General features: G+C 67.7%; 19 protein-coding genes. 9 read left to right on the top strand and 10 right to left on the bottom strand.

The features are described from left to right. Positions 1-13: 13 nt before the first annotated feature. A complete protein-coding gene (locus tag VKQ35_RS20035) occupies positions 14-772 on the top strand; it encodes a hypothetical protein (protein ID WP_324364491.1) in 759 nt (252 codons plus the stop codon). Positions 773-775: 3 nt separating this feature from the next. Here the strand turns inward: VKQ35_RS20035 and VKQ35_RS20040 are convergent, their stop codons facing one another. Together VKQ35_RS20040 and ilvD are read right to left on the bottom strand one after the other, a co-directional pair. Beyond that, on the bottom strand, positions 776-1,465 hold the full coding sequence (locus VKQ35_RS20040) for an aspartate/glutamate racemase family protein (RefSeq protein WP_324364492.1): 690 nt from the start codon (positions 1,463-1,465) through the stop codon (positions 776-778). An 11-nt stretch (positions 1,466-1,476) separates the two neighbouring features. After that, positions 1,477-3,213 (bottom strand): dihydroxy-acid dehydratase, encoded by a 1,737-nt coding sequence (gene ilvD, locus VKQ35_RS20045; protein WP_324364493.1) that lies wholly within the window; start codon positions 3,211-3,213, stop codon positions 1,477-1,479. Positions 3,214-3,712: 499 nt separating this feature from the next. Between ilvD and VKQ35_RS20050 the strand changes: the two genes are divergently transcribed. Next, on the top strand, positions 3,713-6,343 hold the full coding sequence (locus tag VKQ35_RS20050) for a TonB-dependent receptor (protein ID WP_324364494.1): 2,631 nt from the start codon (positions 3,713-3,715) through the stop codon (positions 6,341-6,343). A 116-nt stretch (positions 6,344-6,459) separates the two neighbouring features. Beyond that, positions 6,460-7,272 (top strand): enoyl-CoA hydratase-related protein, encoded by an 813-nt coding sequence (locus VKQ35_RS20055; protein WP_324364495.1) that lies wholly within the window; start codon positions 6,460-6,462, stop codon positions 7,270-7,272. On the opposite strand, the gene VKQ35_RS20060 is transcribed toward VKQ35_RS20055, so the two are convergent. Continuing rightward, positions 7,269-7,748: a glutathione peroxidase gene (locus VKQ35_RS20060; protein ID WP_324364496.1), complete on the bottom strand. Its 480-nt coding sequence runs from the start codon at positions 7,746-7,748 to the stop codon at positions 7,269-7,271. The genes VKQ35_RS20055 and VKQ35_RS20060 overlap by 4 nt on opposite strands. Before the next feature lie 282 nt (positions 7,749-8,030). On the opposite strand from VKQ35_RS20060, the gene VKQ35_RS20065 reads away from it, so the two are divergent. Continuing rightward, complete coding sequence (locus VKQ35_RS20065; RefSeq protein WP_324364497.1) at positions 8,031-10,922, top strand: TonB-dependent receptor; 2,892 nt, start codon at positions 8,031-8,033, stop codon at positions 10,920-10,922. 73 nt (positions 10,923-10,995) lie between these two features. Here VKQ35_RS20065 and VKQ35_RS20070 read toward each other — a convergent pair whose 3' ends face one another. Beyond that, positions 10,996-11,928, bottom strand: coding sequence for a Gfo/Idh/MocA family oxidoreductase (locus VKQ35_RS20070; protein WP_324364498.1), 933 nt, complete (start codon positions 11,926-11,928; stop codon positions 10,996-10,998). 117 nt (positions 11,929-12,045) lie between these two features. Between VKQ35_RS20070 and VKQ35_RS20075 the strand changes: the two genes are divergently transcribed. Both VKQ35_RS20075 and VKQ35_RS20080 read left to right on the top strand, forming a co-directional pair. Beyond that, positions 12,046-13,047, top strand: coding sequence for an NADP-dependent oxidoreductase (locus tag VKQ35_RS20075; RefSeq protein ID WP_324364499.1), 1,002 nt, complete (start codon positions 12,046-12,048; stop codon positions 13,045-13,047). A gap of 80 nt (positions 13,048-13,127) precedes the next feature. Then, entirely contained in the window at positions 13,128-14,027 is a 900-nt protein-coding gene (locus tag VKQ35_RS20080) for a cobalamin biosynthesis protein CbiG (RefSeq protein ID WP_324364500.1), read from the top strand. 8 nt (positions 14,028-14,035) lie between these two features. Here VKQ35_RS20080 and VKQ35_RS20085 read toward each other — a convergent pair whose 3' ends face one another. Then, complete coding sequence (locus VKQ35_RS20085; protein WP_324364501.1) at positions 14,036-15,409, bottom strand: MATE family efflux transporter; 1,374 nt, start codon at positions 15,407-15,409, stop codon at positions 14,036-14,038. A 156-nt stretch (positions 15,410-15,565) separates the two neighbouring features. Here VKQ35_RS20085 and VKQ35_RS20090 point away from each other — a divergent pair, with 156 nt between their 5' ends. The 3 genes from VKQ35_RS20090 (at position 15,566) to VKQ35_RS20100 (ending at position 19,595) form a co-directional block, all read left to right on the top strand. Next, positions 15,566-16,051 carry a DUF4188 domain-containing protein gene (locus tag VKQ35_RS20090; protein WP_324364502.1) on the top strand — a complete coding sequence of 162 codons (486 nt, stop codon included), beginning with the start codon at positions 15,566-15,568 and terminating at the stop codon, positions 16,049-16,051. A 257-nt stretch (positions 16,052-16,308) separates the two neighbouring features. Then, complete coding sequence (locus VKQ35_RS20095; protein ID WP_324364503.1) at positions 16,309-16,671, top strand: response regulator; 363 nt, start codon at positions 16,309-16,311, stop codon at positions 16,669-16,671. A gap of 71 nt (positions 16,672-16,742) precedes the next feature. Further along, positions 16,743-19,595 carry a PAS domain S-box protein gene (locus VKQ35_RS20100; RefSeq protein WP_324364504.1) on the top strand — a complete coding sequence of 951 codons (2,853 nt, stop codon included), beginning with the start codon at positions 16,743-16,745 and terminating at the stop codon, positions 19,593-19,595. Between the two features lie 13 nt (positions 19,596-19,608). Here the strand turns inward: VKQ35_RS20100 and VKQ35_RS20105 are convergent, their stop codons facing one another. From VKQ35_RS20105 to glmU, 5 genes are all read right to left on the bottom strand, one after another. Continuing rightward, positions 19,609-20,994, bottom strand: coding sequence for a class II 3-deoxy-7-phosphoheptulonate synthase (locus VKQ35_RS20105; protein WP_324364505.1), 1,386 nt, complete (start codon positions 20,992-20,994; stop codon positions 19,609-19,611). 114 nt (positions 20,995-21,108) lie between these two features. After that, on the bottom strand, positions 21,109-22,272 hold the full coding sequence (locus VKQ35_RS20110; protein WP_324364506.1) for an O-antigen ligase family protein: 1,164 nt from the start codon (positions 22,270-22,272) through the stop codon (positions 21,109-21,111). Positions 22,273-22,354: 82 nt separating this feature from the next. Continuing rightward, positions 22,355-23,737, bottom strand: coding sequence for a glutathione-disulfide reductase (gene gor, locus VKQ35_RS20115; protein ID WP_324364507.1), 1,383 nt, complete (start codon positions 23,735-23,737; stop codon positions 22,355-22,357). 42 nt (positions 23,738-23,779) lie between these two features. Beyond that, a complete protein-coding gene (gene rpiA / locus VKQ35_RS20120; RefSeq protein WP_324364508.1) occupies positions 23,780-24,466 on the bottom strand; it encodes a ribose-5-phosphate isomerase RpiA in 687 nt (228 codons plus the stop codon). Continuing rightward, entirely contained in the window at positions 24,463-25,821 is a 1,359-nt protein-coding gene (gene glmU, locus VKQ35_RS20125; protein ID WP_324364509.1) for a bifunctional UDP-N-acetylglucosamine diphosphorylase/glucosamine-1-phosphate N-acetyltransferase GlmU, read from the bottom strand. The genes rpiA and glmU overlap by 4 nt, the downstream gene beginning before the upstream one ends. Positions 25,822-25,881 lie beyond the last annotated feature (60 nt).

Consider the following 25,881-nt stretch of genomic DNA (forward strand, 5'->3'; position numbering starts at 1 on the left):
AGCTTCGCCCCCCATGGACGAGGTCACCCGGCTTCTGGCTCTGCTCGGCGTCGCCGGCATCGCGGTCACTCTGGCGGCCGGGATCGCACGCTGGACCAACAACGAGGGCCGCAGGATCCGCCGCGGCCTGAAGGTGGTCCTGAAGGGCCCGCCGCACGGCTTCCTGGCGGCGCTGGGCCGCGGGCGGGGCATGGGCTTCAACTTCACCAGCAACCAAGTGGCCGTGGTCTGGGACGCCGGCGCCTGGGGCCTGGTCTATGCGCTGGACGAGCTGATGGGCGCCGAGGTGATCGTCGACGGCCTGGTGGTCGGCCGCGCGCACCGGGGCGAGACGCGCCGCGCGCTGGACGCCTTCGACGCCGCCGAGCGGGTGGCGCTGCGCCTGGTGTTCGACGACCTGGCGCACCCCGATTTCGTGCTCGACCTGTGGCTGGCCGAGGACGAGGGCCGCGCCGACGAGCTGCCGCCCGCCGAGGCGATCGCCGAGGCCAACCGCTGGCTCGCCCGCATCGAGGCCCTGCTGCGGCGCCCGGTCACCACGCGGCGGGCGGCGAGCGTCGCAGTCGCACCGGCGCCGGCCCAGGCCGCGCCCGCTCCGCCAGCGGCGCCGGCGCCTGACCCGGAGCCTCCGCCACCCCCGCTGTTCGCCTTCGCCGCCGACGCGGCGCGCGACGCGGCGCCGTGGGAGGACGATCCCGCCCAGGCGGAACATGTCGCGGCGGACGAGGACGACGAGGACGATCTGGACCGCCCCCTGCGGATGGGGCTCTAGGACCTAGGCCAGCGCGAAGCTGACCGCCGCCTCGCAATGAGCGACGGCGCTGTCGACGGTGGGCAGCGGCATTGCGTTGACGTCCAGCAGGAGACCGATCTCGGTGCAGGCGAAGACGATCCCGTCGCAGCCGGCGGCCCTGCCCTTGTCGATCATAGCCAGCACGGCGGCCTTGGAGGCTTCGGTGATCACGCCGACCACCAGTTCGTCGTAGATGATGGCGTGCAGCGCGTCGCGGTCGGCCTTGTCGGGCGTCAGGGTCTCGATCCCCTGGGCGCTCAGCCGCTCGGCGTAGAACGGCTTTTCCATGGTGAAGCGGGTGGCGAGCAGCAGGGCTTTTTTGACGCCCGCGGCCTTCAGCGCCGCGCCGGTGGCGTCGGCGATATGGATCACCGGGACGGCGGTCGCGCCGGCCACCTCATCGTAGTTCAGATGCATGGTGTTGGCGCAGATCAGCAGGCAGTCGGCGCCCGCGCCCTCCAGCCTCACCGCCGTGTCGGCCAGGATCGCGCCGGTGGCGTCCCAGTCGTCCTTGGCCTGCAGTTCGGCGACGGGGGCGAAGTCCAGCGACCACAGGGCGATCTGCGCCGAGTGCAGCCCGCCCAGCCGCTCGCGCACCAGCCGGTTGATCAGCTGGTAGTAGACGGTGGTGCTCTCGGCGCTCATCCCGCCGATCAGGCCGATGGTCTTCATGGGGTCATCACCTAGAGGTCGGCGTAGACGTGGGTCTCGCCGTCCATCCCCGGATGGGTCACCGCCCCCAGATGCGCGGGGCCGACGAGCTGGGCGAACTTCCAGATCGCGCCGGAGCCGTAGTTGGTCTTCTTCGGCTCCCAGTGCCGCTGGCGGTTCTCCAGCTCGATGGGATCGACCTCCAGCTCGATCGTGCCCTTGTCAGCGTCGATGGCGATGATGTCGCCGTCCTTGACCAGGGCGATGGGACCGCCGAGCTGGGCCTCGGGCCCGATGTGGCCGACGCAGAGGCCGCGCGTGCCGCCGGAGAAGCGCCCGTCGGTGATCAGGGCCACCTTGTCGCCGCGGCCCTGGCCGGAGAGCGCCGCTGTGGTCGACAGCATCTCGCGCATGCCGGGCCCGCCGCGCGCGCCTTCGTAGCGGATCACCAGGACGTCGCCGTCCTGGTAGTTCCCCGCCTCGACCGCGTCGAAACAGGCCTGCTCGCCGTCGAAGCAGCGGGCCGGGCCGCGATGGCTGCGGTGGCTGGTCATCCCGGCGACCTTGACGATGGCGCCGTCGGGGGCGAGCGAGCCCCACAGGCCCACCACGCCGCCGGTCGGCGACAGGGGATTGGTGATCGGGCGGATCACCTCCTGGTCGTCGCGCCAGACCACGTCCTTCAGGTTCTCGGCGATGGTCTTGCCGGTGACCGTCATGCAGTCGCCGTGGATGTAGCCGCCCTCCAGCATGGTCTTCAGCAGCATCGGCATGCCGCCGGCCTCGCCCATGTCCTTGGCGACGAAGCGGCCGCCGGGCTTCATGTCGGCGATATGCGGCGTGCGGGCCGCGATCTCGGCGAAGTCGCGCAGGGTGAAGCTGATGCCGCACTCATGCGCCATGGCCGGCAGGTGCAGGCCGCCGTTGGTCGACCCGCCGGTGGCCGCCACCACCGCCGCGGCGTTCTCGAAGGACTTGCGGGTGACGATGTCGCGGGGCCTGAGGCCCGTGGCGATCAGCCGGACCACCGCCTCGCCCGAGGCCACCGCATAGGCGTCGCGGCTGAGATAGGGCGCGGGCAGCGAGGCCGAGAGCGGCAGCGCCAGGCCGATGGCTTCGGAGACGCAGGCCATGGTGTTGGCGGTGAACATCCCGCCGCACGCGCCGTCGGACGGGCAGGCCGCCTGTTCCAGGCTGCAGAGGTCGTCCAGGCTGAGCCGCCCGGCCGAGTGCATGCCGACGCCCTCGAAGACGTCGACGACGGTCACGTCCCTGCCCTGCCAGGAGCCCGGCAGGATCGAGCCGCCGTAGAGGAAGACGCTGGGCACGTTCAGCCGCAGCATGGCCATCATCATGCCCGGCAACGACTTGTCGCAGCCGGCGATGCCGACCAGCGCGTCATAGCCGTGGCCGCGCATGGTCAGCTCCACCGAGTCGGCGATCAGGTCGCGGCTGACCAGGGAGGAGCGCATGCCCTCGTGGCCCATGGCGATGCCGTCGGTGACGGTGATGGTGCAGAACTCACGCGGCGTCGCGCCGGCCGCCTTGACGCCTTCGGACACGGCCTTGGCCTGGCGCATCAGGGCGGTGTTGCAGGGGGCCGCCTCGTTCCAGCAGGAGGCCACGCCGACGAAGGGCTGGGCGATTTCGCGGCTGCCCAGGCCCATGGCGTAGTAGTAGGACCGGTGCGGCGCGCGGCTGGGCCCCTCAGTCACATGGCGGCTGGGCAGTCGGGTCTTGTCCCAGCTTCCATCGGGCTTGCGGTGCATCGGAATGGGCCTCCCACGTCGAGGGGGCTTCCTTAAGCGCGCGCCGCCGCGCGGGGAAGAGCCTGGCGCTCTCCGGGGCAGCAAAAGGCGGGCGGCCCGCTCGTTACGATGGTAACCACTATTTCAACTTGCAACTTCAGGTGGGATGGATCGTATGGTGGATGCGTCTGATTCCGTGACAAATTTCGAGATTTTCGAATGAATGGTATCTCGCGGAATCCAAGGTCGCCATACTTCAGACACAGTATACAACGTATCCAGATAAGCTTTTAGACTACCCTGACTACAATTCCCAGATGACAAGATGCCGCTAGGTAAAGCTTCCGGGCGACGCACCAGCGTTCGAAAACCTGTGTCTCCTAAAATCCACATAGGTGAGACTTAGTCAGTTATCGCTGATAACTTAGTTCCGTGACGTTGACGTCACAATTCCACAGCTACAGCGTCCCTCCTCAAGCGCAGCCAATAGCGCTCGTGAAAACCCTGGGAGAAGACGCATATGCAGTGGAAACACGCCCTTCTGGCGTCCAGCGCCATGCTTGTCGCCGCGCTGGGCACGTCGGCCTACGCTCAGACCAAGCCGGTCGCCGGCGCCGCAGCCAGCAACACCATCGAAGAGCTGGTCGTCACCGCCGAGCGGCGCTCGGCCAACCTGCAGGACGTGCCGGTGGCCGTGACCGCGTTCAGCGCCCGCGAACGCGCGATCGAGGGCATCTCCACGGTCCAGGACATGACCAACTTCACGCCTGGCCTGACCTATTCCAGCCAGCTGGACCGCCCGGTCATGCGGGGCCTCGCGCGCAACAACAACATCTATCTCTCGGACTCGGCGGTCGCGGTCTACTACGACGACTTCTTCTCCAACTCGACCTTCCTCGTCGGCCGCGACGACATGCTGATCGACCAGGTGGAAGTGCTGCTGGGGCCGCAGGGCACGCTCTATGGCCGCAACGCCGTGGGCGGCCTGATCAACACCCTCTCCAAGCGCCCGCAGGAAGACTTCGGCGGCGAGGTCCGCCTGATCGCCGGCAACTACGGCTACACCAAGATCGAGGGCACGGTCACCGGGCCCGTCCCCGGGGTCAATGGGCTCACCTACCGGCTGAGCGCCTACGACCTCAACCAGACCAAGGGCTACTTCAAGAACCTGACCGGGCCGACCGAGGGCGACGTGCGCCACGACCCCTATTTCGACGCCATGCTGGAGTACAAGAACGACAAGAACGACATCTGGCTGGACGCCTACACGCTGTGGTTCAACAACGACCGCGGCGGTCCGGGCGGCCTGCTCGGCATCCCGACGTCCGGCCACTACGACACCTCGGAGACCCAGCCCGGGCAGCTGGTGTTCAACCCCAACTTCCCGTTCGGCGGCGGCGCGGTGCCCGGCTCCGTGGTCGGCATCCCGGCCGGCCTGACCGACAACCCGGCGCTGAAGAACATCCGCACCTTCGCCCACGCCCAGCCGACCGACATCGTGCTGAACGCGACCTACACGATCACCCTGCACTTCACCCATCACTTCGATGGGTTCGACATGAAGTACATCGGCGGCTACAGCCAGTATCACTACAATCTGCACACCGCCTACTTCAACAACGACAACTCTCCGGTCACCTCGTTCCAGATTCCGCTGGCGCCGGGCGGGACCTGCGCCAGCCTGGGGGCGCCGATCTGCACGCCCCTGACCGTGCATCCGAAACAGATCTTCCAGTATGAGGCGCACCCGAACTGGTCGAGCCACGAGCTCGACTTCGCGTCGACCAACGACGGGCCGGTGCAGTGGATAGGCGGCTTCTACCGCTACGACGAGTTCGACAACAATCCGGAGACCTTCCAGGAGCCGGACCAGCCGCAAATCGCCCACCCCTCGCCGGCCGCCGCCGGCCTGCAGGCGCCGCCGAACCCCAGCCTAAACTACCTGCTGCTGGACTATCAGGACCACATCTCGTCGACCGCCGCCTTCGGCCAGATCGACTGGAAGTTCACCGATCAGCTCAAGCTGACGGCCGGTCTGCGCTACACCTATGACGAAAAGCACGGGCAGGAAGAGGCCCGCTACATTGTCTTCCAGGACCTCTCCGCGGCGGTCAGCGCCGAGAACCTGGGCTCGCTGCTGCCGGCTGTGGACATCACCCCGGTGCAGGTCAGCAATGCGATCAGCAAGGGGGTCTGCTCGGCGCCGACCCTGCAGACCACCGGCAAGTTCGCCGGCGACGACGTGCGCTGCCTGAAGGATCACTCCGACGCCTTCACCGGCACGCTGGGCCTGTCGTGGACGCCGGACGACAAGACGCTGGTCTACGGCCGCTACAACCGCGGCTACAAGGCCTTCGGCTTCAACGCCGGCTTCATCGGGGCCAACGTCGAGGCGCTGCCGGAGCACGTCGACGACTTCGAGGTCGGCTTCAAGAAGACCATGGGCAACTTCGTGCTCGACGCCGACGCCTTCTACTACAACTACCAGGACGCCCAGATCCCGATCGGCGTGCCGGTGGGCGCGGTCAACGTCACCGAGTTCGTCAACATCCCCAAGGCGATCTCCAAGGGCGTCGAGTTCACCGCCATCTGGAACCCGGTCGAGCACCTGAACCTGAGCCTGGTCTACGGCTTCGACGACACGCGCATCCAGTCGGGCTGCTCTCTGGTGGGCGGCGTGGCGACCGGCACCTGTCTCGTCGACGTCGCCGACCCCCACGCCACCGCGCTGGGCGCACGGCCCATCGGCGGCACCGGCGCCCAGGCGGTGAGCGGCGACCCCCTGCCCCAGGCGCCGAAGAACAAGGTGGCCTTCAACGCCAACTACACCTTCGTCTTCGACCCCGGGAACCTGATCCTTTCTGGCAGCTACATCTGGAAGGACAAGTCCTACGCCTCGGTGTTCCTGCGCAGCTACGACGAGGCGCCAAGCTGGGATCAGGTCGACCTGCGGGCCACCTGGCAGGGCAACCACGACAAGTACGAGCTCGTGGCCTACGTGCGGAACCTGTTCAACACGCTCGGCTACGACGCGGCCGCCGGCGGCTATCCGATCGCAGCGCCGGTGGGCGGCGGCGGCTTCACCCAAGGGCCGGCTTACGACCTCACCCCGCCCAGAACCTATGGCGTCGAGGTGCACTACAAGTTCTAGGCCCTATTCAACCAACCGCCTGACGAACGAGGGCGCTCCGCTTTGCGGCGGGGCGCCTTTGTCGTTTGCGGACCCGGCCTATAGTCGGGTCAAAGCCGAAGAGGGAGACGCTTCAGATGACCTTCCACGACATCGTCTACGCCGCGAAGGACGGCGTCGGCGTCATCACCCTCAACCGGCCCGACTACCGCAACGCCCAGAGCTACCGGATGCTGGACGAGATCGACGCCGCCTTCGACCTTGCCCGCGCCGACGAGGCGGTCCGGGTGGTGGTGGTCCGGGGGTCCGGCGGGGTGTTTTCCACCGGCCACGACCTGGGCACCAAGGAGGGCATGGCCTACCGGGCGGCGCTGGGCGCCAAGCCCGGCATCCAGACCTACGACCAGTTCAAGACGTACAATCTCGACCTGCTGCTGAAGTGGCGGAACTTCCCCAAGCCGACGGTCGCCATGGTCGAGGGCTACTGCATCTACGCCGGCTGGATGCTGGCCGCGGCCATGGACGTGGTCTTCGCCGCCGATGACGCCGAGTTCCTGGCCGGGATGGTGGAATATATGTCGATCCCCTGGGACATCGGCGTCCGCCGGGCCAAGGAGCTGGTGTTCGAGAGCCGCTTCATCACCGCCGCCGAGGCGGCCCAGTACGGGCTGGTCAACCGCGTGCTGCCCAAGGGCGAGCTGGAACGTGAGACCTTCGCCTATGCGGCGCGGGTGGCGCAGAACAGCCCCGAGGTGCTGCGCAACACCAAGCTCCAGATCAACCGCGCCCAGGACGCCCAGGGGTTCACCAATGCGGTCGAAGCCTGCCTCAGCGACTACGTGGCGATGATGAACCAGCCCGGCGTCAACCTGCGCATGGAGGGCGAGAACCGCCTGCTGGCCGTCGACCTCGCCGTCCGCGGCAAGCGCGGGACCCGGCAGCCCGCCTAGAGGGCCTTTTCGATCGCCGCCACGATCTCCGGGCCTTCCGGCTCGGTGCGCGGGCCGAAGGCCTCGAGCGCCTCGCCGTGCTTGCCGATCAGGATCTTGTGGAAGTTCCAGACGGGCACCGCGCCCTCGCCCAGTTCCTTCTCCGCCCAGGCGTAGAACGGGTGGCGGCCGGCGTCCTTCACCTCGACCTTCGAGGTCAGCGGGAAGTCGACGTTGAAGCGGGTCTCGCAGAAGCTCTTGATCTCGGCCTCGCTCCCCGGCTCCTGGCCGGCGAACTGGTTGCAGGGCACGCCCAGCACGACCAACCCCTTGTCCCGGTAGTCCGAATAGAGCTTCTCAAGCCCGTCGTACTGCGGGGTGAGGCCGCAGGCGGACGCGGTGTTCACCACCAGCACGACCTTGTCCTTGAAGGTCGTCAGCGGCAGCGGCGCGCCGTCGATGGTCTTGAACTCATAGTCGTAGGCGCTGGCAGTCATAGGACGTCTCCGGAGCTTCGGGCGACGCTAGCGCCGATCCGCGACGCACTCCAGACCGCGCCTTTCCGGCTTCCCGCAGGCAACCCGAGAATTCGGCCGAAAATGATTTCTCGACCGAAATATATGAAAAACCAAGCTTTTGACAGACCGGCGATATCTTATCGCTGATAACCTCGTTTTTTTTGATTGACGCCCCCTCCGCACGTACCCAGCCTCGAAAAAAAGAGAGGTCGCCTACACAGCTAGAGGCGGCACATGGGAGGGCCGTGGGAGGGCCGTGCGATGAAATTCAAACATCAATTGATGCTGGGCAGCGCACTGATTGTAGGGGCGATTTCCAGCAGCGCGGCCGCTCAGACGCGCCCCACAAACGCCGTCGCCGCGACGACGAACACCATCGAAGAACTGGTGGTCACGGCCGAGAAGCGCGAACAGAACCTGCAGGACGTTCCGATCGCCATCTCCGCCTTTACCGACAAGCAGCGTGACATCGTCGGCATCCAGTCCATTCAGGACATGACCAACTTTACGCCGGGCCTGCAATATTCGACCTCGACCGACCGGGTGTCCCTGCGGGGCCTGGGCCGCCTCACCAACGTGCTGTCGGCGGATGCTTCCGTCGCCAACTACGCCGACGGCGTCTACGAAACCTTCGCCGTCCGGGCGGGCGCATCGACCCTGTTCACCGATCGCGTGGAAGTCCTGCGGGGACCGCAGGGCACCCTCTATGGGCGCAACTCGATCGCCGGCGCCCTCAACATCATCTCCAAGCGGCCGACCGAGGATTGGTACGCCGAGGCCCGCGTGGGCTATGCGAACTACGAGCACAGCGACGTCGAGTTCGCCGTGTCCGGCCCGACCGCGATCCCGGGGTGGAAGTTCCGCCTCGCCGCCCAGTGGGAAGATCAGGAACAGGGCTGGATCAAGAACACGGTCCCGAACCGGGCCAGCGAGGGCAACGTCCTCAACACCCTGTACATCGAGGGTCAGATCGAGGGGAAATTCGGCGACAATCTCGAGATGTGGTCGAAGTTCGGCTACACGAACTGGAAGAACGGCGCGGGCGGCCCAGGGTCGCAATCCGGCGGTTGGACCCCGAACATCTATTCCGCCGATCCGGCGCACCCGAATCAGGTCCTGCCGAACATCAGCGCGGGCAACCCCAACGGCGGCAACGGCTTCAACATCATCGAGTTTCCGCAGGCCTCCACCAACATCAACGCCGGCTTCGGCTGCAGCGGCCTGGCGACCAACGTGATCTCGGCGAACGGGCCCGGCATCGCCGGTTGCGTGAACGCCTCACACTCGAGCCCTTGGCTGAAGAACTCGCCGATCTCCTATCAGGTCCGTCTGCCCAACGCCTACACTGTGGCCAGCCACTGGACCTATCACACGCCCGATTTCGACGTGAAATACATCGTCGGCGGCGTGCGCTACTGGTACCACCTGAACGGCTCGGTCCCGAACGGCTCGGCCGACTCGCCGATCACCCAGTTCACGGCCGGCGCCACCACCTTCTACCCACAGGAGAGCTTCGACTATCAGGAGCGCAACGGCTTCATCAGCCACGAGCTCAACCTTGTCTCCACCACCGACAAGCCGCTGCAGTGGATCGTCGGGGCCTACTACTTCGACCAGAACTACACCCAGCCTGTCTCCACCGAAGAAGAGCCGGCCCAGAAGCAGTGGTTCTCCGTCCCGCCCTTCGGCGTCTGCCTGAGCGGCACCATCCCCAACGCCACTTCAGTGGCCTGTCCGACCGGCATCGGCCGTCGGTTCGACAACCGTCCGGCGGTCGAGGACATCTCCTACGCGACCTACGGCCAGCTCACCTACAAGTTCGATCCGACGCTGACCCTGACGGGCGGCCTGCGCTATTCGCACGATGAAAAGCGCGGCACCGAATCCGTGCGGCTGCTCTGCTTCGGCCTGCCCGCCTGCCTGAGCGGTCTGCCGCCGGAAATCTTCGCAGCCCCGCTCGACCTGACCGGCGTCACGACTGTCGTGGCCGGCGGCACCGGGGTCGGCATCGATCAGATCCCGCAGGGCGTCACCGGTGGCACCAGCTACAATCCGGCCACGGGCTTCGCCACCCGCCACTACGACGCCAGCTGGGAGGCGGTGACCGGCACCGCCAAGGTCGACTGGCAGCCGGACGACAACACCCTGCTCTACGGCAGCTACAGCCGCGGCTACCGCTCCGGCGGCTTCAACATCGGCATCTTCACGGTGCTGAGCTTCAAACCGTTCTCCGACAAGGAGACCGTCGACGCCTTCGAAGTGGGCTTCAAGAAGAACTGGCCCAACAACCTGCAGACCAACGTCGCGCTCTATCACTACGAATACAACAACCTGCAGATCCCGATCACCGAGATTCAGGGCGGAAGCGGCGCGCTCGTGTCGACGTCCACCACCGCGTTCTACAACGTGCCCAAGTCGCGCTCGCAAGGCATCGAGCTCGAAACGATCTGGCAGCCGATCCAGGACCTGCAGCTGATCTTCAACTACTCGCTGATCGACGCGAAGGTCATCACGGGTCAGGCCGTCGACATCGTCGATCCGACAGCGGTGCAGCAGGGCGCCAAGCCGATCCACACCCTCGCCCAGTGTCAGGCCGGCGGCGCGGCGGTGGCCGGCGACTGCGCGACCGACGACCCGACCAACGGCCTGCCGGGCGGCGGCTTCCAGCGCCAGCAAAGCCTGGCCGGAAACGACCTGCCCAACGCCCCGCGCAACAAGCTCGCCTTCGCCGGCAACTACACCTGGCGCTTCGCGGCGGGTTCGCTGACCGGCAACCTGTCCTACTCGTGGCGGGACAAGGCCTACGGCACGGTGTTCACCCGCTGGTACACCGAAGCGCCCTCATGGGATCAGTGGGATGCCCGGGCCATCTGGACCTCGAAGGACAACCACTACGAGCTCATCGGCTACATCAAGAACATCTTCGACAAGATCGGCTACGACCAGGGCGCCATCGCCAGCCGCATCAACGGCGCGTTCTCCAACGTCTACGGTCCCAATCCGGCCGGCCTGACCTGCAGCCCGATCGTCACGGGTTCAGGCAACCTGGCGGCCGGACAGCTCGGCACCGTGAACTGCGTCCAGGGTATCCAGAAGACCTTCTACACGACGCCGCCGCGCACCTTCGGCGTCGACCTGCGTTACAAATTCTAGGGAGCGACTGGGCGGGCCCGGTGCGCCCGGGTCCGCCATTATTTCCTGGTGCTGCGAGACCTGCGTTCCACGCCTAGCCCGCGAGACCCTGTTCGACGGCCAGCGCCAGGTCGAGCGCGGCGATCGCCTCGGCGGCGTCGACCACCGGCCTTGGCGCCTCGCCCCGGACCGCGGCCAGGAAGCCCTCGACGCTGGCGCCTAGCGGGTCGGTCCCGGCCGGCGTGTCGGCGAAGTCGGCGTTGAGCGCAAACGGGGTGGTGTTGCGGAAGGTCCGCGCCACGAAGTCGATCTCCACCTCGCCGGAGGGATAGACCACCCGCATGGTGCGCTTGCGGGCCGGCGCCTGGCGCGAGACGTCGAAGATCGCCGTAAAACCGTCCTCGAAGCTCACTTCGCTGCGCGCGATGTCCCAGACGCCGTCGTCGCTGAGCTTGCCCTCGCCTTCCGCGGTCACCGGATCGGAGGCGCTGATCGCCAGCGCCAGGTCGATGTCGTGCACCATCAGGTCGAGCACGGCGGAGACGTCGCGGCTGCGGTCCGACGGCGGGCCGTGGCGCAGGGCCTCCAGCAGCAGCGGCTGTTCGGGGATGTCCAGCAGGCCCATGGCCTGGAACACCACCCGCTCCTGATGCCCGCAGGCGACGACGAGGCCTTTCGAGGCGGCCAGCGCGCGGACCCTCTCGCCGTCCGCGACCGAGGTGGCGATGGGTTTTTCGATATAGACCGGCTTGCCGGCCGCCAGCGCCGCCAGCGCATGCTCGGCGTGGAAGGTCGCGGGCGAGGCCACCGTCACCACGTCCGCCGCGTCCAGGAAGGCCGCCATGTCGTTGAAGCCGCGGCCGCCCAACGGCATGGCCACGTTCGCCGCGCGGTCCGGATGGGTGTCCAGCACCGCCGACAGCACGACGCCGGGCAGACGGACGTACTGCTTGGCGTGATAGCCGCCAAACACGCCCGCCCCGATCACGCCGCCCCTGAGAGGCGAAGAGTTGGAGGACTCACCCATCGAACGCTCCGAAATGAGCCTCGCCGCCTATCAGGTCACGGCCCTCGACGCCACCCGGCCTCAGGAGCTAAACAAGCGTTTGAACGGGCCGGTGAGGTCCGAGGGAGCCTGAACGCCATGACCACCGTCCGCGAGATCCGCCTGAAGAGCCGCCCGTCCGGCCTGCCGACCCACGACAACTTCGAGCTGGCCAGCGTGGAGCTGCCGGCGCCCGCCGCCGGCGAGGTGCAGGTGAAGAATCTCTGGATGACGGTCGACCCCTACATGCGCGGGCGCATGAACGACGTGAAGAGCTACGCCCCGCCGTTCCAGCTGGGCAAGGCGATGGACGGCGGCGCCATCGGCGAGGTGACGATTTCCAACGATTCCGCCCTGAAGGTCGGCGATCTGGTGCAGTCGGGCTTTGGCTGGCGCGAGGGCTTCAACGCGCCGGCCGGCGCCATGCAGAAGCTCAATCCGGGGAACCTGCCCATCCAGGCGTTCCTGGGCGCGGCCGGCATGCCGGGCCTCACCGCCTATGCGGGCCTGCTGAAGGTCGCGGGCCTGAAGGAGGGCGACGTGGTCTTCGTCTCCGGCGCGGCGGGCGCGGTCGGCGCCATGGTCTGTCAGATCGCCAAGGCCAAGGGCCACACCGTCATCGGCTCCGCCGGCGGCGCCGACAAGGTGGCCTATCTCAAGTCCATCGGGGTCGACCACGTCATCGACTACAAGGCGCAGAAGGACCTGAACGCGGCGCTGGCGGCCGCCGCGCCCGGCGGCATCGACGTCTATTTCGACAACGTCGGCGGCGCGCACCTGGAGGCGGCGCTCAACAACGCCAAGATGTTCGCCCGCTTCGCCATCTGCGGGATGATCTCGATCTACAACGCAACCTCGCCCGAGCCCGGCCCGTCGAACCTCGCCCAGCTGATCGGCCGCAACATCCGCATGGAAGGCTTCATCGTCAGCCACCACTTCGGGATGATGCCGCAATACATCGCCGACCTCTCGGCCTGGGTGGCTGAGGGCAAGGTCAGCTGGAAGGAAACGGTGTTCGACGGCCTGGAGAACGCGCCCGACGCCTTCATCGGCCTCTTCAAGGGCGAGAACCTGGGCAAGATGCTGGTGAAGCTCGGCTGATAACCGTCGTTGGCCTGTCACAACGCAGGGGCTAGAACCCCTGCGTCGCCCGCCCCTTTGTTCGTGTTCCGGAGTCTGCCGTGCCGCGCCTGTTCAGCGCCTATGTGATCGTCGACTGGAGCGCCGCCTCCAAGCCGACCACGGGGGCCGACTCCATCTGGATCGGCGTGCTGAAGCGTGACGTGCGCTTCCGGCTGGCGTTCGAGAGCTACAACGAGGCGACCCGGACGGCGGCCGAGGCGCGGCTCAACACCATCCTGGCCGACCTGAAGAAGCGCTCGGAGCGGGCTCTGGTGGGATTCGATTTCCCCATGGGCTTCCCGCGCGGGTTCGCGGCGACCATGAAGCTGAAGGGCGACCCCTGGCGCGCGGCCTGGGACGAGCTTGGCAAACGGGTGGTGGACAAGCCCACTAACGTCAACAACCGCTTCAACGTCGCCGCCCAGCTGAACCGGCTGCTGACCGACGGACCGTTCCCGTTCTGGGGCGCGCCGCCGAAGGACGTGCAGACCACGCTGATGGCCACCAAGCCGCGCGCGCACGGCCCCGGCGACCTGCCGGAGTTCCGCCACGCCGACCTCGCCGCCAAGGGCGCGGCCTCGATCTGGAAGACCTATTACAACGGCTCGGTCGGCGGTCAGGCGATCATGGGCATTCCGGTCGCGCGGCGCCTGAAGGACGCCCGCGCTGAGGCGGCCAAGGTCTGGCCCTTCGAGACCGGCTTCAAGGCGCTGACCGAGGCGGACCTCGCCGGCGTCGACGTGGTGATGGCCGAGGTCTACCCCTCGCTGATCAAGGGCGCGGCCCTGCCGGGCGAGGTCAAGGACCAGACCCAGGTACGCCTCACCGCCGAGCACTTCGCCCGGCTCGACGAGGCGAACAAGCTGGGCGCGGTGTTCGGACCGGCGAAGGGCACGGCCGCCGACGTGGTGCTGGACGCCGAGCGCGAAGAGGGCTGGATCCTGGGCGCGGGCGCCTAAGGCCGGGATCAGTCCCGCCGGCTGAGCCGCCAGAAGCGGACCAGCAGCAGCCCGGCGGAGACGACGCTGGCGATCACCACCGCCCAGGAGATGCCCAGGATGCCCATGTGCCTGGGGATCGCCAGCCACCACGCGAGCGGCATCATGATCGCGATGTAGCTGGTCAGGTGCGTGCCGGTCGGCAGCCACACGTCGCCCCGCGCCCGCAGGGCCTGGGCCGTCACCACCTGCAGCGAATCCGGCAGGTACATCAGGCAGGAGATCACCAGCGCCGGGACGGCCATGGCCAGCGTCATCGGGTTGTCCGTATAGGCCTTGGAAATCCAGGCGGCGTTCGGCCAGACCGCCAGCGAGATCAGCCCTCCGAACGCGCCCGTCACCGCGAACGCCACCAGGCCCGCGCGCACCACGCCCCGCGGCTCGCGCGCGCCATAGGCGCGGCCCACCCGCACCGCGGCTCCGGTCGCCAGGCCGAGCGGCACCATGAAGACGATCGCCGCGACATTGAGCACGATGGCCCAGGCGGCCACCGCCAGGCCGCCCATCCAGCCGGCGATGACATTCATCGAGGCGAAAGCCGCCACCTCGAAGAAGTTCGACGCCCCGGCCCCGAAGCCGATCCGCCGCTGCTCGGCCTCGGCGGCGCGGTTGCGCTCGGGCTTATCGAAGACGCCGAGCGCGCGGGCCTCCGGCATCAGGGCGATGTAGCCCAGCATGAAGACCGCCAGGAAGGTCCTGGCCCCGGTCGTGGCGCAGGCGCCGCCGATCGCGCCCAGCGCCGGCAGGCCGAAGTGGCCTGGCACCAGGATCAGGTCGAGGGCCAGGTTGATGGCGTTGGCGATCCACATAGCCCAGGCGCCGGGCCCGGGCCGCGACAGCCCCTCCATCCAGAAGCTGGCGCTGACGCTGATCACATAACCCGGCAGCGACAGGCAGAAGACCAGCAGCACCTTGCTGGCCCCGTCCGCCAGGCTCTTCTCCAGCCCGATGGCGTGCAGGAACAGAGGCCCGGCCAGCACCAGGGCGGCCATGGAGATGAGGCCGATCCACAGGCTGTAGCTCAGGCCCCGGCGCAGGACCGCGCCGGTCTCGTGCAGCCGGCCCTCGCCGATCGCCCTCGCCGTCATCACCTGCACGCCGGACAACAGGCCGATGGCCATGGTGATGATCACGCTGGTCGGCGCCCAGCCCAGCGCGTGGTAGCCGAGCTGGGTCGCCGAATAGCGGCCGACGACGATGGCGTCCGACAGGCCCATGGCCATGATGCCCAGGCGCGAGATCACCACCGGCCCGGAGAGCTTCAGAAGCTCGGCCAGCTCAGTGCGGACGGGAAGGACGCGCCCTCCCGCGACGGAGGACGCCTGGGCCGCGGGACGGTCCATGGCGGTGCTGCCTGATTTTCAAAGAGGGGCGGACATTGGCGCCCGCGCCGAAAATGGCAAGCCGTCGCCGGGCGGCGGTTCGGCGGCGTGACCTCGAAGGCACATCCGGAAATCGCCGTTCGGCGGTAAGGTCCCGGTGAAAGCTGGGAGGGGCCGATGGCGAAGATCGTGGCGCGGCGGGTATGCGCGGAACGTGAGGGCGGATTCGTCGTCTTCCTGATCGGGATGCGGGTGAACAAACCCTGGAAGATCTGGAAGTGGCTGCCGGTGGCGACCGCCATGCCCAGGATGATCGTCGAGCTCTCCAGGCGCCCCGAGCTTGGCCTGCTGCACGCCCGCACCCAGTTCGGTTTTCCGAACGTGGTGGTGACCCAATACTGGGAAAGCTTCGAGAAGCTGGAGGCCTACGCCAAGGCGCGGGACCTGGCCCACCTGCCGGTCTGGCAAGCCTTCAACAAGGCCGTGGGCTCGAACGGCGACGTGGGCATCTGGCACGAGACCTATGTCATCGAGCCCGGCAAGTACGAGAACATCTACAACAACATGCCGCCCTGGGGCCTGGGCGCGTGCGCGACCGTCGTCGACGCCATCGGCGGCCGCCGGGCGGCGCGGCAGCGGGTGAAGGAGAGCGCGGGGGCGTGAGGCGGCGGCTTCGCGCCCGATCCCGATCAGGCCGGGGCGCCGCGCCGGGAACAGTTGCTGGCTTCCAGCCTGAAAAGAGCGCACACCCGGGCGATGTCTATATTGGCCAAATACTCAGCGTCGCGGTCCGCCGTCGATAGATCGGCCAGTTGCAACCTAGATGCGAATATTTCGCGTCATGTCATAAACTTCCAAGACGTCGCGCGAAATCTACAGTTCTGCTCGGTAACGTCCCTCGAAAATCGGCGCGCGGGCTGATGGCCTTGATTCTTATCGTGGAAGACGAGCTTTTCCTGCGGGAAAACGCCGAATGGATGATGGAGGATCTGGGCCACACCAGCCTGCTGGCCGCCAACCTTGAAGAGGCCCTGTTGCATCTGTCGACGGCGCCGACCATCGCCGCCCTCTTCGTGGACATGCGCCTGAACGAGCTGAAATTCGGCGGCTATGACGTGGCGAACCAGGCCATCGCCCTGCGGCCCGACCTGCGCGTCCTCTACACCTCCGGAACACCGCTCACGGCGGAGATGTCGGACCAGTTCGTCCTGGGCGGCCAGTTCCTCGCCAAGCCCTACTCCCCGGAACAATTGGGGATTTCCATGGAACAACTTCTCAACTGACGAGCTAGGTCTTCGCAGCTTGGCCGTTCGGGCCAGAGTCAGGACATCCGATCAAAAGTTCCGACGCCGAGATGGGCCTGGCGCTCCCGACCGCCAAACTTCCGGATGGCGAGGGCGCATTCCAGTCCGAGGAATCGCTCGTCAAGATCGGGGCCCTGCAGAGCGCGATCTTCAACAGCGCCAACTTCTCCTCCATCGCTACCGACGCCAACGGCGTGATCCAGATCTTCAACGTCGGCGCCGAGCGGATGCTGGGCTACACGGCCGCGGAGGTGATGAACACCATCACGCCGGCCGACATTTCCGACCCGCAGGAACTGATCGACCGGGCGGAGTCGCTAAGCGCCGAGCTTTCGACGCCGATCACGCCGGGCTTCGAGGCGCTGGTGTTCAAGGCCTCGCGCGGCATCGAGGACATCTATGAGCTGACCTATATCCGCAAGGACGGCACCCGTTTTCCCGCCGTGGTGTCGGTCACCGCGCTGCGCGACGCTCAGGACGCGATCATCGGCTATCTGCTGATCGGCACCGACAACACCGCGCGCAAGCAGGCGGAAGAGGCCCTGCTACAGGCCGGCGCCCTGCAGACGGCGATCTTCAACAGCGCCAATTTCTCCTCGATCGCCACCGACGCCAAAGGCGTGATCCAGATCTTCAACGTCGGCGCCGAGCGGATGCTGGGCTACGCGGCGTCCGAGGTGATGAACAAGATCACCCCGGCGGACTTCTCCGACCCCGCCGAACTGATCGTCCGCGCCGAGGCGCTCAGCGCCGAATTCGGGACGCCGATCACGCCCGGCTTCGAAGCTCTGGTGTTCAAGGCCGCGCGCGGCATCGAGGACATCTATGAGCTGACCAAGGTCCGCAAGGACGGCACGCGGTTCCCCGCGGTGGTGTCGGTCACGGCGTTGCGCGATCCGGTCGGCGCGATCATCGGCTACCTGCTGATCGGCACCGACAACACCGCGCGCAAGCTGGTCGAGGAAGAGCAGAAGAAGTCCGACCAGCGGCTGCGCGACCAACAATTCTACACCCGCTCGCTGATCGAATCGAACATCGACGCCCTGATGACCATCGATCCGGCCGGCATCATCACCGACGTGAACAAGCAGACCGAGGCGCTCACCGGCTGCACCCGCGACGAATTGATCGGCGCGCCGTTCAAGGATTGCTTCACCGACCCGGCCCGCGCCGAGGCCGGGATCAAGCGGGTGCTCGCCGAAAAATCGGTCACCGACTACGAGCTGACGGCCCGCGCCCGCGACGGCAAGCAGACCGTGGTCTCCTACAACGCCACCACCTTCTACGACCGCGGGCGCAAGCTGCAGGGCGTCTTCGCCGCCGCCCGCGACGTCACCGAACGCAAGCGCGTGGAACTGGAGCTCCAGCTCGCCAAGGCCGCCGCCGAGAGCGCCAGCCGCACCAAGTCCGACTTCCTGGCCAGCATGAGCCACGAAATCCGCACGCCGATGAACGCGATCATGGGCATTGCCGACCTGCTGGCGAAGACCGCGCTGACCGGCGAGCAGGACAAGTATGTGCAGATCTTCCGCCGCTCCGGCGACAACCTGCTCAACCTCATCAACGACATCCTCGACCTCTCCAAGGTCGAGGCCTCGCAGCTCGACCTGGAGCGCACCGGCTTCTCGCTGGCCGATCACCTGGAAAAGGTGATGGAGATGGTCTCGCCCAGGGCGCAGGAAAAGTCGCTGACGCTGGTCTGCGAGATCGCGCCCGGCGTCCACAACGAGCTGGTAGGCGACCCGACCCGCCTGCGCCAGGTGCTGCTCAACCTGCTGGGCAACGCCATCAAGTTCACCGAGACCGGCAGCGTCACCCTGCAGGTGGAGCCTGACGGCAATGACGCGGTCCCGACCGCTCTGCGATTCACGGTCACCGACACCGGCATCGGCATTCCCAGCGACAAGCTCGACCGGGTGTTTGAGCGCTTCACCCAGGCCGACAGCTCCACCACCCGCCGGTTCGGCGGCTCGGGCCTGGGGCTGACCATCTCGCGGCGCCTGGTCGAGCTCATGGGCGGCCGCATCTGGGTCGAGAGCGCGGTCGACCAGGGCAGCCTGTTCGCCTTCGCCGTGCCGTTCGAGGTCTCGACCGCCGCCATGCGCCCGGTCGCGGCCCCCGTTGGCGCCGGCCCGGAAGCGCCGCTCCCGCCCCTGCGCATCCTCATGGCTGAGGACTCCCCCGACAACTGCATCATCGCCCTCGCCTACCTCGAGGACACCCCCTACGTGGTCGACGTGGCGGAGACCGGCCTGCTGGCCTGCGAGATGTTCAAGGCCGGGCGCTACGATCTGGTGCTGATGGACCGGCAGATGCCCGCGATGGACGGACTGACCGCGACACGGACCATCCGGGCCTGGGAGAAGGCGCACGACCGCCCACCCACGCCGATCATCGCGCTGACCGCCTCGGCGCTGAAGGGCGACCGGGAAAGCTGCCTGGCCGCCGGCTGCACCGCCTATCTCACCAAGCCGATCAAACAGGACGTCCTGCTGCAGGCGATCAAGGACCATTCCGCCGTCAAGGCGCCGGCCCGGCGCGGCCGCGCGGCCTCGGCGGGCGCCTCCCCGAGGGTCTCCGCGGACGTTTCTCCAATTGTCCCGCCGAGTCTCTCCGGGGCCGCCGCGAAGCTTGCCGCGCGCACGCCGGCCTATCTGGCGAACTGCCGCCTGAACGTCCTCGCCATGCTGTCCGCGCTCGACAACGGAGACTTCGAGGCGGTGACCATCCTGGCGCACAATCTGCGAGGGTCCGGGGGCAGCTACGGCTTCCAGACGATCACCGACATCGGCGCGGGGCTTGAGCAGGCCGCGGACATCTCAGACCCGGTGATCTCGCGCCGGTGGCTGGGCGAGCTGTCGACCTATCTCGACGACCTGCACGCCGGCGAGCGACCGCACTAGGACCGGCGGATGTTCAGGCCCCGCCGGCCGCCCGCTTGACGCTGTCCACCCGCTGGTCCTTGAGCTTCTCGGCCACCAGGAAGGCCAGTTCCAGGGCCTGCTCGCTGTTGAGCCTGGGGTCGCAGTGGGTGTGGTAGCGGTCGGCGAGGTCGCCTTCGCTGACCTGCCGCGCGCCGCCGGTGCATTCGGTGACGTTCTGGCCGGTCATTTCCAGGTGGACGCCGCCGGGGTGGACGCCCTCGGCCTTGCAGATCTCCACGAAGGACTTCACCTCGGACAGGATCCGGTCGAAGGGTCGGGTCTTGTAGCCATTGTTTGCGGTCAAGGTGTTCCCGTGCATGGGATCGATGGCCCAGACCACCGACTTGCCGGCCGCCTTGGTGGCGCGCAGCAGGGCCGGCAGGCGCTTTTCGATCTTGTCGTAGCCGAAGCGGCCGTAGAGCGTCAGGCGGCCAGGCTCGTTGGCGGGCGACAGCGCGTCGGCCAGCCGCATCAACTCGTCGGCCTCCATGGTCGGGCCGCACTTCACGCCGATCGGGTTCTTGATGCCCTTGAAGAATTCGACATGGGCGCCATCGAGGTCGCGGGTGCGCTCGCCGATCCACACCAGGTGGGCGGAGGTGTCGTACCATTGGCCCGAGGTGCTATCGATCCGGGTCATCGCCTCTTCGAGGTTGAGCAGCAGCGCCTCGTGGCTGGTGAAGAACTCCACCTGATGCAGCGCCGGCTGGCTCTCCGGCGTGACGCCGATGGCCTCCATGAACTGCAGGGTCTCGCTGATCTTCTCGGCCATTTCGCGATAGCGGGCGCCCTGCGGGCTGTCGGCCACGAAGCCGAGCGTCCAGCGGTGGACGTTGTGCAGGTCGGCGTAGCCGCCGCCGGCGAAGGCGCGCAGCAGGTTCAGCGTCGCGGCCGACTGGCTGTAGGCCTGGATCAGCCGCTGCGGGTCCGGCGTCCGCGCCTCTGGCGTGAACTCCATGCCGTTGATGATGTCGCCCCGGTAGGACGGCAGGGTCACCCCGCCGACGGTCTCGGTGGGCGCCGAGCGCGGCTTGGCGAACTGGCCGGCCATACGGCCGACCTTCACCACCGGCTTGCCGCCGGCGAAAGTCAGGACGACGGCCATCTGCAGGATCAGGCGGAAGGTGTCGCGGATGTTGTCGGCGGCGAATTCCTTGAAGCTCTCGGCGCAGTCGCCGCCCTGCAGCAGGAACGCGCGGCCCTCGGAGACGTCGGCGAGCAGGGACTTCAGGCGTCGCGCCTCACCGGCGAACACCAGCGGCGGCATGGCGCGCAGCGTCTGCTCCACCTTGGTCAGGGCGGCCAGGTCCGGATAGTCCTCCGGCATGTGCTTGGCGGTCTTGCCCCTCCAGGAGGCCGGCGTCCAATGGTCCGTCATAGCTCGCAACTCCACGCCCCGTGCGGCGGAGCCGAAACGGGGCCCAGCCGACGAAGCCGGGCTTTCTACTCCAAGATAGGGTGAAAGGTCGATGTTTGCGCCGGCGGGGCGGCCTTAAGCGCCGGAGCGTGGCTTGACGGGCACGGGCGCGTTCATCGCCGCCAGCATCGGGATCATGGCGCCCAGCGCCAGCCACCACTCCTGCCAGACGCCGAAGTTGAACATGGCGAACAGCAGATAGACCGAGGCGCTCGCCGCCGTCGTGGCGGTCAGCAGGTTGGACCAGGTGCGGGAGAGCCGGCTCAGCGCCACGCCCCAGAAGCTGGCCACGGCCACCGCGCCGATGGCGCCCAGCTCCATCCAGATCTGCAGGGCGTCGTTGTGCGGGTGCAGCTTGATGCCGGGCCCGAATTCGCGGCTGGCCTCCAGCCCACAGCCGCGCAGGGGGTGCAGCTGGATCCAGTCGATGGCGTGGCTCCAGTAGCCCATGCGCAGGGCATAGGACTTGGGCATGGCGGCCTGGATCGCGGCGTAGTCGCCGAAATGCCGGACTGCCCAGACGATCGCCGGCGCGGTCAGGAAGATGGCCGCGGCGCCGAGCGCCATCACCCTGGGCGCGCCCTTCGGCCAGCGCAGGACGATGACGCCGACCAGGGGCGCCAGCACCAGGCCCAGCACCGGCGCGTCGGAACCGAAGGCGATGGCCGAGGCCCCCGTGCCCAGCGCCATGACCAGCGCCAGCCACCAGCGGAACCTCGCGCCCGCGCCATAGGCGGCGAGCGGCCACAACAGGCCCAGCACGAAGGTCGAATGGCCGATCTTGGCCTCGGCGATGTCGTCGCGCATCGGGTCGTAGTGGGCGTGCACGGTCTTGTAGAGCACGCCGCCGTCGAGGGCCTCGGTCATGAGCGCAAGGCCATAGAGGGCGCAGCCCCAGGCGAGGATCTTGAGCGCGCGGGTTCGGAGCACCGGGTCGGCGCGGCGGGCGGCGGACACGGCGCTCCAGTAGAGCGGCAGCTCGAAGGCGAGCTTCAGGATCGTCGAATGGGCCGCCTTGTCGGGATGATAGGGGCTCCAGGTGGTCGAGACCGCCGCCCAGATCAGGGCCGCGGTGAGGATCAGCGCCGCCGGCCGGTCCTCGTCGGTGATCCGCACCGCCGGCAGGCAGAAGAGGCCGATGGCGGCCATCAGCACGGAGAACTCGCGCGGCGCCAGCCAGCCGGTCACCGGAATCAGCACGGCCGCGCCCGTCAGCACCCAGCCGCACCATACTGCCACGCTCCTCTCAGAGCTTCGCAGCACTGGGCGTTCCACGTCCTGACTCAAGGACCTGTCCTCCGAAGCCTTGGGCGAAGGAGGATCAAGCGACCTGGCCCAGGCCCATGGGCACGTATTTCTCGCGCATGGTGACCAACTCTTCGGCCAGCGTCGGGTGGACCGCGCAGGTGGCGTCCCATTGGGTCTTGGTGACGCCCATCTTGATCGCGATGGCGGCCATCTGGATGATCTCCGGCGAGTCCGGCCCGACCACGTGGCAGCCCAGCACCCGCTCGGTGGCGCAATCGACCACCAGCTTCAACAGCGCCCGCTCCTCCGAACCGCTGAAGGTGTATTTCATCGGCCGCTGGCGGGACAGGTAGATGTCGACCTTGCCGAATTGGTGGCGGGCGTCGGCTTCCGACAGGCCAACCGAGCCGATCGGCGGCTGCGAAAACACCGCCGAGGCCACCATCTCGTGATCGAAGCGGGTCGGCCGATCGTAGAACTCGGTCTCGGCGAAGGCCGCCCCTTCACGGATCGCCACGGGCGTCAGATTGATCCGGTCGGTGACATCGCCCACAGCCCAGATGTTCGTGGCCGTGGTGCGCGAGTAGTCGTCGACCTTGATGGCCCCGGCCTCGTTCAGTTCGACGCCCGCCGTCTCCAGGCCGAGGCCCTCGACATAGGGCCGGCGGCCCACGGCCCACATCAGCACGTCGCTCTCGACCTCGTGGCCGTTGGTGAACTTGTGCAGGAGGCCGGTGGCGGTCTTTTCGATCGAGGCGTGCTGGGTCCCCAGCACCACCGTCACGCCGCGTTTCTCGATCTCCTCGGTCACATGGCTGCGCACGTCGTCGTCGAAGCCGCGCAGGATGTTGGGGCCGCGGTAGACCAGCGTCGTATCGACCCCCAGACCGTTGAAGATGCCGGCGAACTCAACGGCGATATAGCCGCCGCCGGCGATTACGATCCGCTTGGGCAGTTCGGTGAGGTGGAAGGCCTCCTTGGAGGTGATGCCCAGCTCGGCGCCGGGGATTTCGGTCGGCCGCCAGGCCTGGCCGCCGGTGGAGATCAGGATCTTGCCGGCTGTCTTTGTCCCAACCTTGTCGATCTCGATGGTGTGGGCGTCGGTGAGGCGGGCCTTGCCGTGCGCGAGCTCTGCGCCGGCGTTCTGCAGGTTGCGCACATAGATGCCGCTGAGCCGGGCGATCTCCTTGTCCTTCTCGGCCAGGAAGGTCGGCCAGTCGAACGTCGCGCCGTCGATGGTCCACCCGTAGCCCTTGGCCGTCTTGAAATGGTGAGCAAATTCCGAAGCGTAGACCATGAACTTCTTGGGCACGCAGCCGCGGATCACGCAGGTGCCGCCGACGCGGTCTTCCTCGGCGATGGCCACCTTGGCGCCGGACATGGCGGCCAGGCGCGCAGCGCGCACCCCGCCCGAGCCGGCCCCGATCACAAACAGGTCGTAGTCGTATTTGGCCACCTAGGGGCCTCCTTCATCTCGTGGGCGTCAGCCCATAATCCTCTACGGCTCGAGGACGGTTACGCCCGTTTCGCCGCCAATCAGCGCCTGGTCGGCCAGGTCGAGGAACAGGCCGTGCTCCACGACGCCGGTGACGCTCTTCAGCGCGGCCGCCAGCGCCGCCGGCTCCTCGATCCGCCCGCAAGCTGCGTCATAGATGAGGTTTCCGTTGTCGGTTCGCACCGGGGCTCCATCCTTCATCCGCAATCGCGGCGCGATGCCGATCTCGAATTCGCTGAGGACGTCGCAGATCCGCGCCTGCGTCGTCTTGTGCCCGAAAGCCACCACCTCGATCGGCAACGCGAATTTCCCCAAGATCGGCACCAGCTTGGCGGCGTCGGCGATGACGATGGAGCGGCGCGAGGCCTCCCAGACCAGCTTCTCGCGCAGCAGGGCCGCGCCGCCGCCCTTGATCAGCGACAGGCCCGGCCCGATCTCGTCGGCGCCGTCGACGGTGAGGTCGATGGTCCGCGTCTCCCCCAGCTCGGCCACGTTCAATCCGAGGCCGGTCGCCAGGTCGGCGGTCGCCTGCGAGGTCGCAACGCAGGTCAGGGATAGGCCCTGCGCCGCCAGCGCGCGCACGAACCAAGCCGCCGTCGAGCCGGTGCCGAGGCCCACGACCATGCCGTCCTCGACGAGCGCGGCCGCCGCCTCGCCCGCCGCGCGCTTCTGATCATCCGCCGAACTCATTTGGCCTTCTTGGCCGCCCGTTCGGCGAGCTTGCGCTCGCGGAACCGCGCCGCCCAGCCGGGGCTCTCAAGCTGCTTGCTGCGCTCCAGCGCCAGGGCGTCGGGGGCCACGTCCTTGGTGATCACCGAGCCCGAGCCGGTGAAGCCGCCGGCCCCGACCCTGACCGGCGCCACGAGCGCGGTGTTGGAGCCGATGAAGGCCCCCTCGCCCACGTGGGTCTCCCATTTGTCGAAGCCGTCGTAGTTGCAGAAGATCGTGCCGGCGCCGATGTTCGCGCCCGCGCCGACGCTGCCGTCGCCCAGGTAGCTGAGGTGATTGGCCTTGGCGCCCTTGCCGACCGCGACCTTCTTCACCTCGACGAAGTTGCCGATGTGGGCGTCCTCGCCGATGTCGGCGCCGGGGCGCAGGCGGGCGTAGGGGCCGATCAGCGCGCCCTCCTTCACCACCGCGCCTTCCAGATGGCTGAAGGCGCGGATCACTGCGCGGGTCTCGACGCGAACGCCTGGCGCGAAGACCACGAACTGCTCCACCGTGGCGCCGGCCTCGATCTCGGTGTCGTAGGAGAAGTGCACAGTCTCCGGCGCCAGCATGGCCACGCCATCGGCCAGCGCCTGCGCGCGGCGGCGATCCTGAAAGATGCGTTCGGCCTGGGCGAGCTGCATGGGCGTGTCGCAGCCCATGACCGAGCTTTCCGGCACGATGGCGGCCTTGACGACCGCCTTGTCGGCATCGGCCAACGCGACCACCTGGGTGAGGTAATACTCGCCCTTGGCGTTCTTGTTGTCGGTCCGGTCCAGCCAGCCGAACAGGCGCGCGCGGTCGGCGCAGAGCATGCCCGCGTAGCAGGCCTTGATGGCCAATTCGGCTGGGCTCGCGTCCTTCGGCTCGACGATGCGGCTGACGCGGCCGTCCGGCCCGCCGACCATGCGCCCGTAGAGCAGGCCATCGACCGGCTCGAAGCCCAGCAGCGCCAGGTCGACGCCGTCGGCGCGCATAGCGAACAGCGGCTCAAGGTCGGGCGGCGTGAGCAGCGGGCAGTCGCCGTTGGTCACCAGAACGTCGCCCGCGAAGCCGGCCAGCGCGTCCCGCGCGGCCATCACCGCATGGCCCGTGCCCTGCGGCGGGTCCTGGACGGCGACGGCGCCCTCGCCGAGCCGCCGCACCACCAGATCGCGCACCGCGGACGGGCCTGCGCCCACCACCACGACGATCTTCTGGCAGCCGGTTGCCTCGACCGTGTCGATGACCCGGTCCAGCAGGGCGCGGCCGCCGACCTTGTGCAGCACCTTGGGGATGGCGGACTTCATCCGCGTGCCTTGCCCGGCGGCAAGAATGACGGCGGCGCGGGCAGTCATGGGTGCAGGCCTCCGGCCCGAGTCATCAATCGCATGCGGCGTGCTTACCAAGCCTTGGCG

Origin of the sequence: Phenylobacterium sp., assembly GCF_035309685.1 — a bacterium.
Taxonomy (GTDB): domain Bacteria; phylum Pseudomonadota; class Alphaproteobacteria; order Caulobacterales; family Caulobacteraceae; genus Phenylobacterium.

Coding starts and splice junctions, on each gene's coding strand:
- VKQ35_RS20085 (WP_324364501.1), bottom strand. CDS start 15,409: ATGGACCGTCCCGCGGCCCAGGCGTCCTCCGTCGCGGGAGGGCGCGTC.
- VKQ35_RS20060 (WP_324364496.1), bottom strand. CDS start 7,748: ATGACTGCCAGCGCCTACGACTATGAGTTCAAGACCATCGACGGCGCG.
- VKQ35_RS20050 (WP_324364494.1), top strand. CDS start 3,713: ATGCAGTGGAAACACGCCCTTCTGGCGTCCAGCGCCATGCTTGTCGCC.
- glmU (WP_324364509.1), bottom strand. CDS start 25,821: ATGACTGCCCGCGCCGCCGTCATTCTTGCCGCCGGGCAAGGCACGCGG.
- VKQ35_RS20095 (WP_324364503.1), top strand. CDS start 16,309: ATGGCCTTGATTCTTATCGTGGAAGACGAGCTTTTCCTGCGGGAAAAC.
- VKQ35_RS20090 (WP_324364502.1), top strand. CDS start 15,566: ATGGCGAAGATCGTGGCGCGGCGGGTATGCGCGGAACGTGAGGGCGGA.
- VKQ35_RS20105 (WP_324364505.1), bottom strand. CDS start 20,994: ATGACGGACCATTGGACGCCGGCCTCCTGGAGGGGCAAGACCGCCAAG.
- ilvD (WP_324364493.1), bottom strand. CDS start 3,213: ATGCACCGCAAGCCCGATGGAAGCTGGGACAAGACCCGACTGCCCAGC.
- rpiA (WP_324364508.1), bottom strand. CDS start 24,466: ATGAGTTCGGCGGATGATCAGAAGCGCGCGGCGGGCGAGGCGGCGGCC.
- VKQ35_RS20100 (WP_324364504.1), top strand. CDS start 16,743: ATGGGCCTGGCGCTCCCGACCGCCAAACTTCCGGATGGCGAGGGCGCA.
- VKQ35_RS20070 (WP_324364498.1), bottom strand. CDS start 11,928: ATGGGTGAGTCCTCCAACTCTTCGCCTCTCAGGGGCGGCGTGATCGGG.
- VKQ35_RS20065 (WP_324364497.1), top strand. CDS start 8,031: ATGAAATTCAAACATCAATTGATGCTGGGCAGCGCACTGATTGTAGGG.
- VKQ35_RS20035 (WP_324364491.1), top strand. CDS start 14: ATGGACGAGGTCACCCGGCTTCTGGCTCTGCTCGGCGTCGCCGGCATC.
- VKQ35_RS20075 (WP_324364499.1), top strand. CDS start 12,046: ATGACCACCGTCCGCGAGATCCGCCTGAAGAGCCGCCCGTCCGGCCTG.
- VKQ35_RS20040 (WP_324364492.1), bottom strand. CDS start 1,465: ATGAAGACCATCGGCCTGATCGGCGGGATGAGCGCCGAGAGCACCACC.
- VKQ35_RS20055 (WP_324364495.1), top strand. CDS start 6,460: ATGACCTTCCACGACATCGTCTACGCCGCGAAGGACGGCGTCGGCGTC.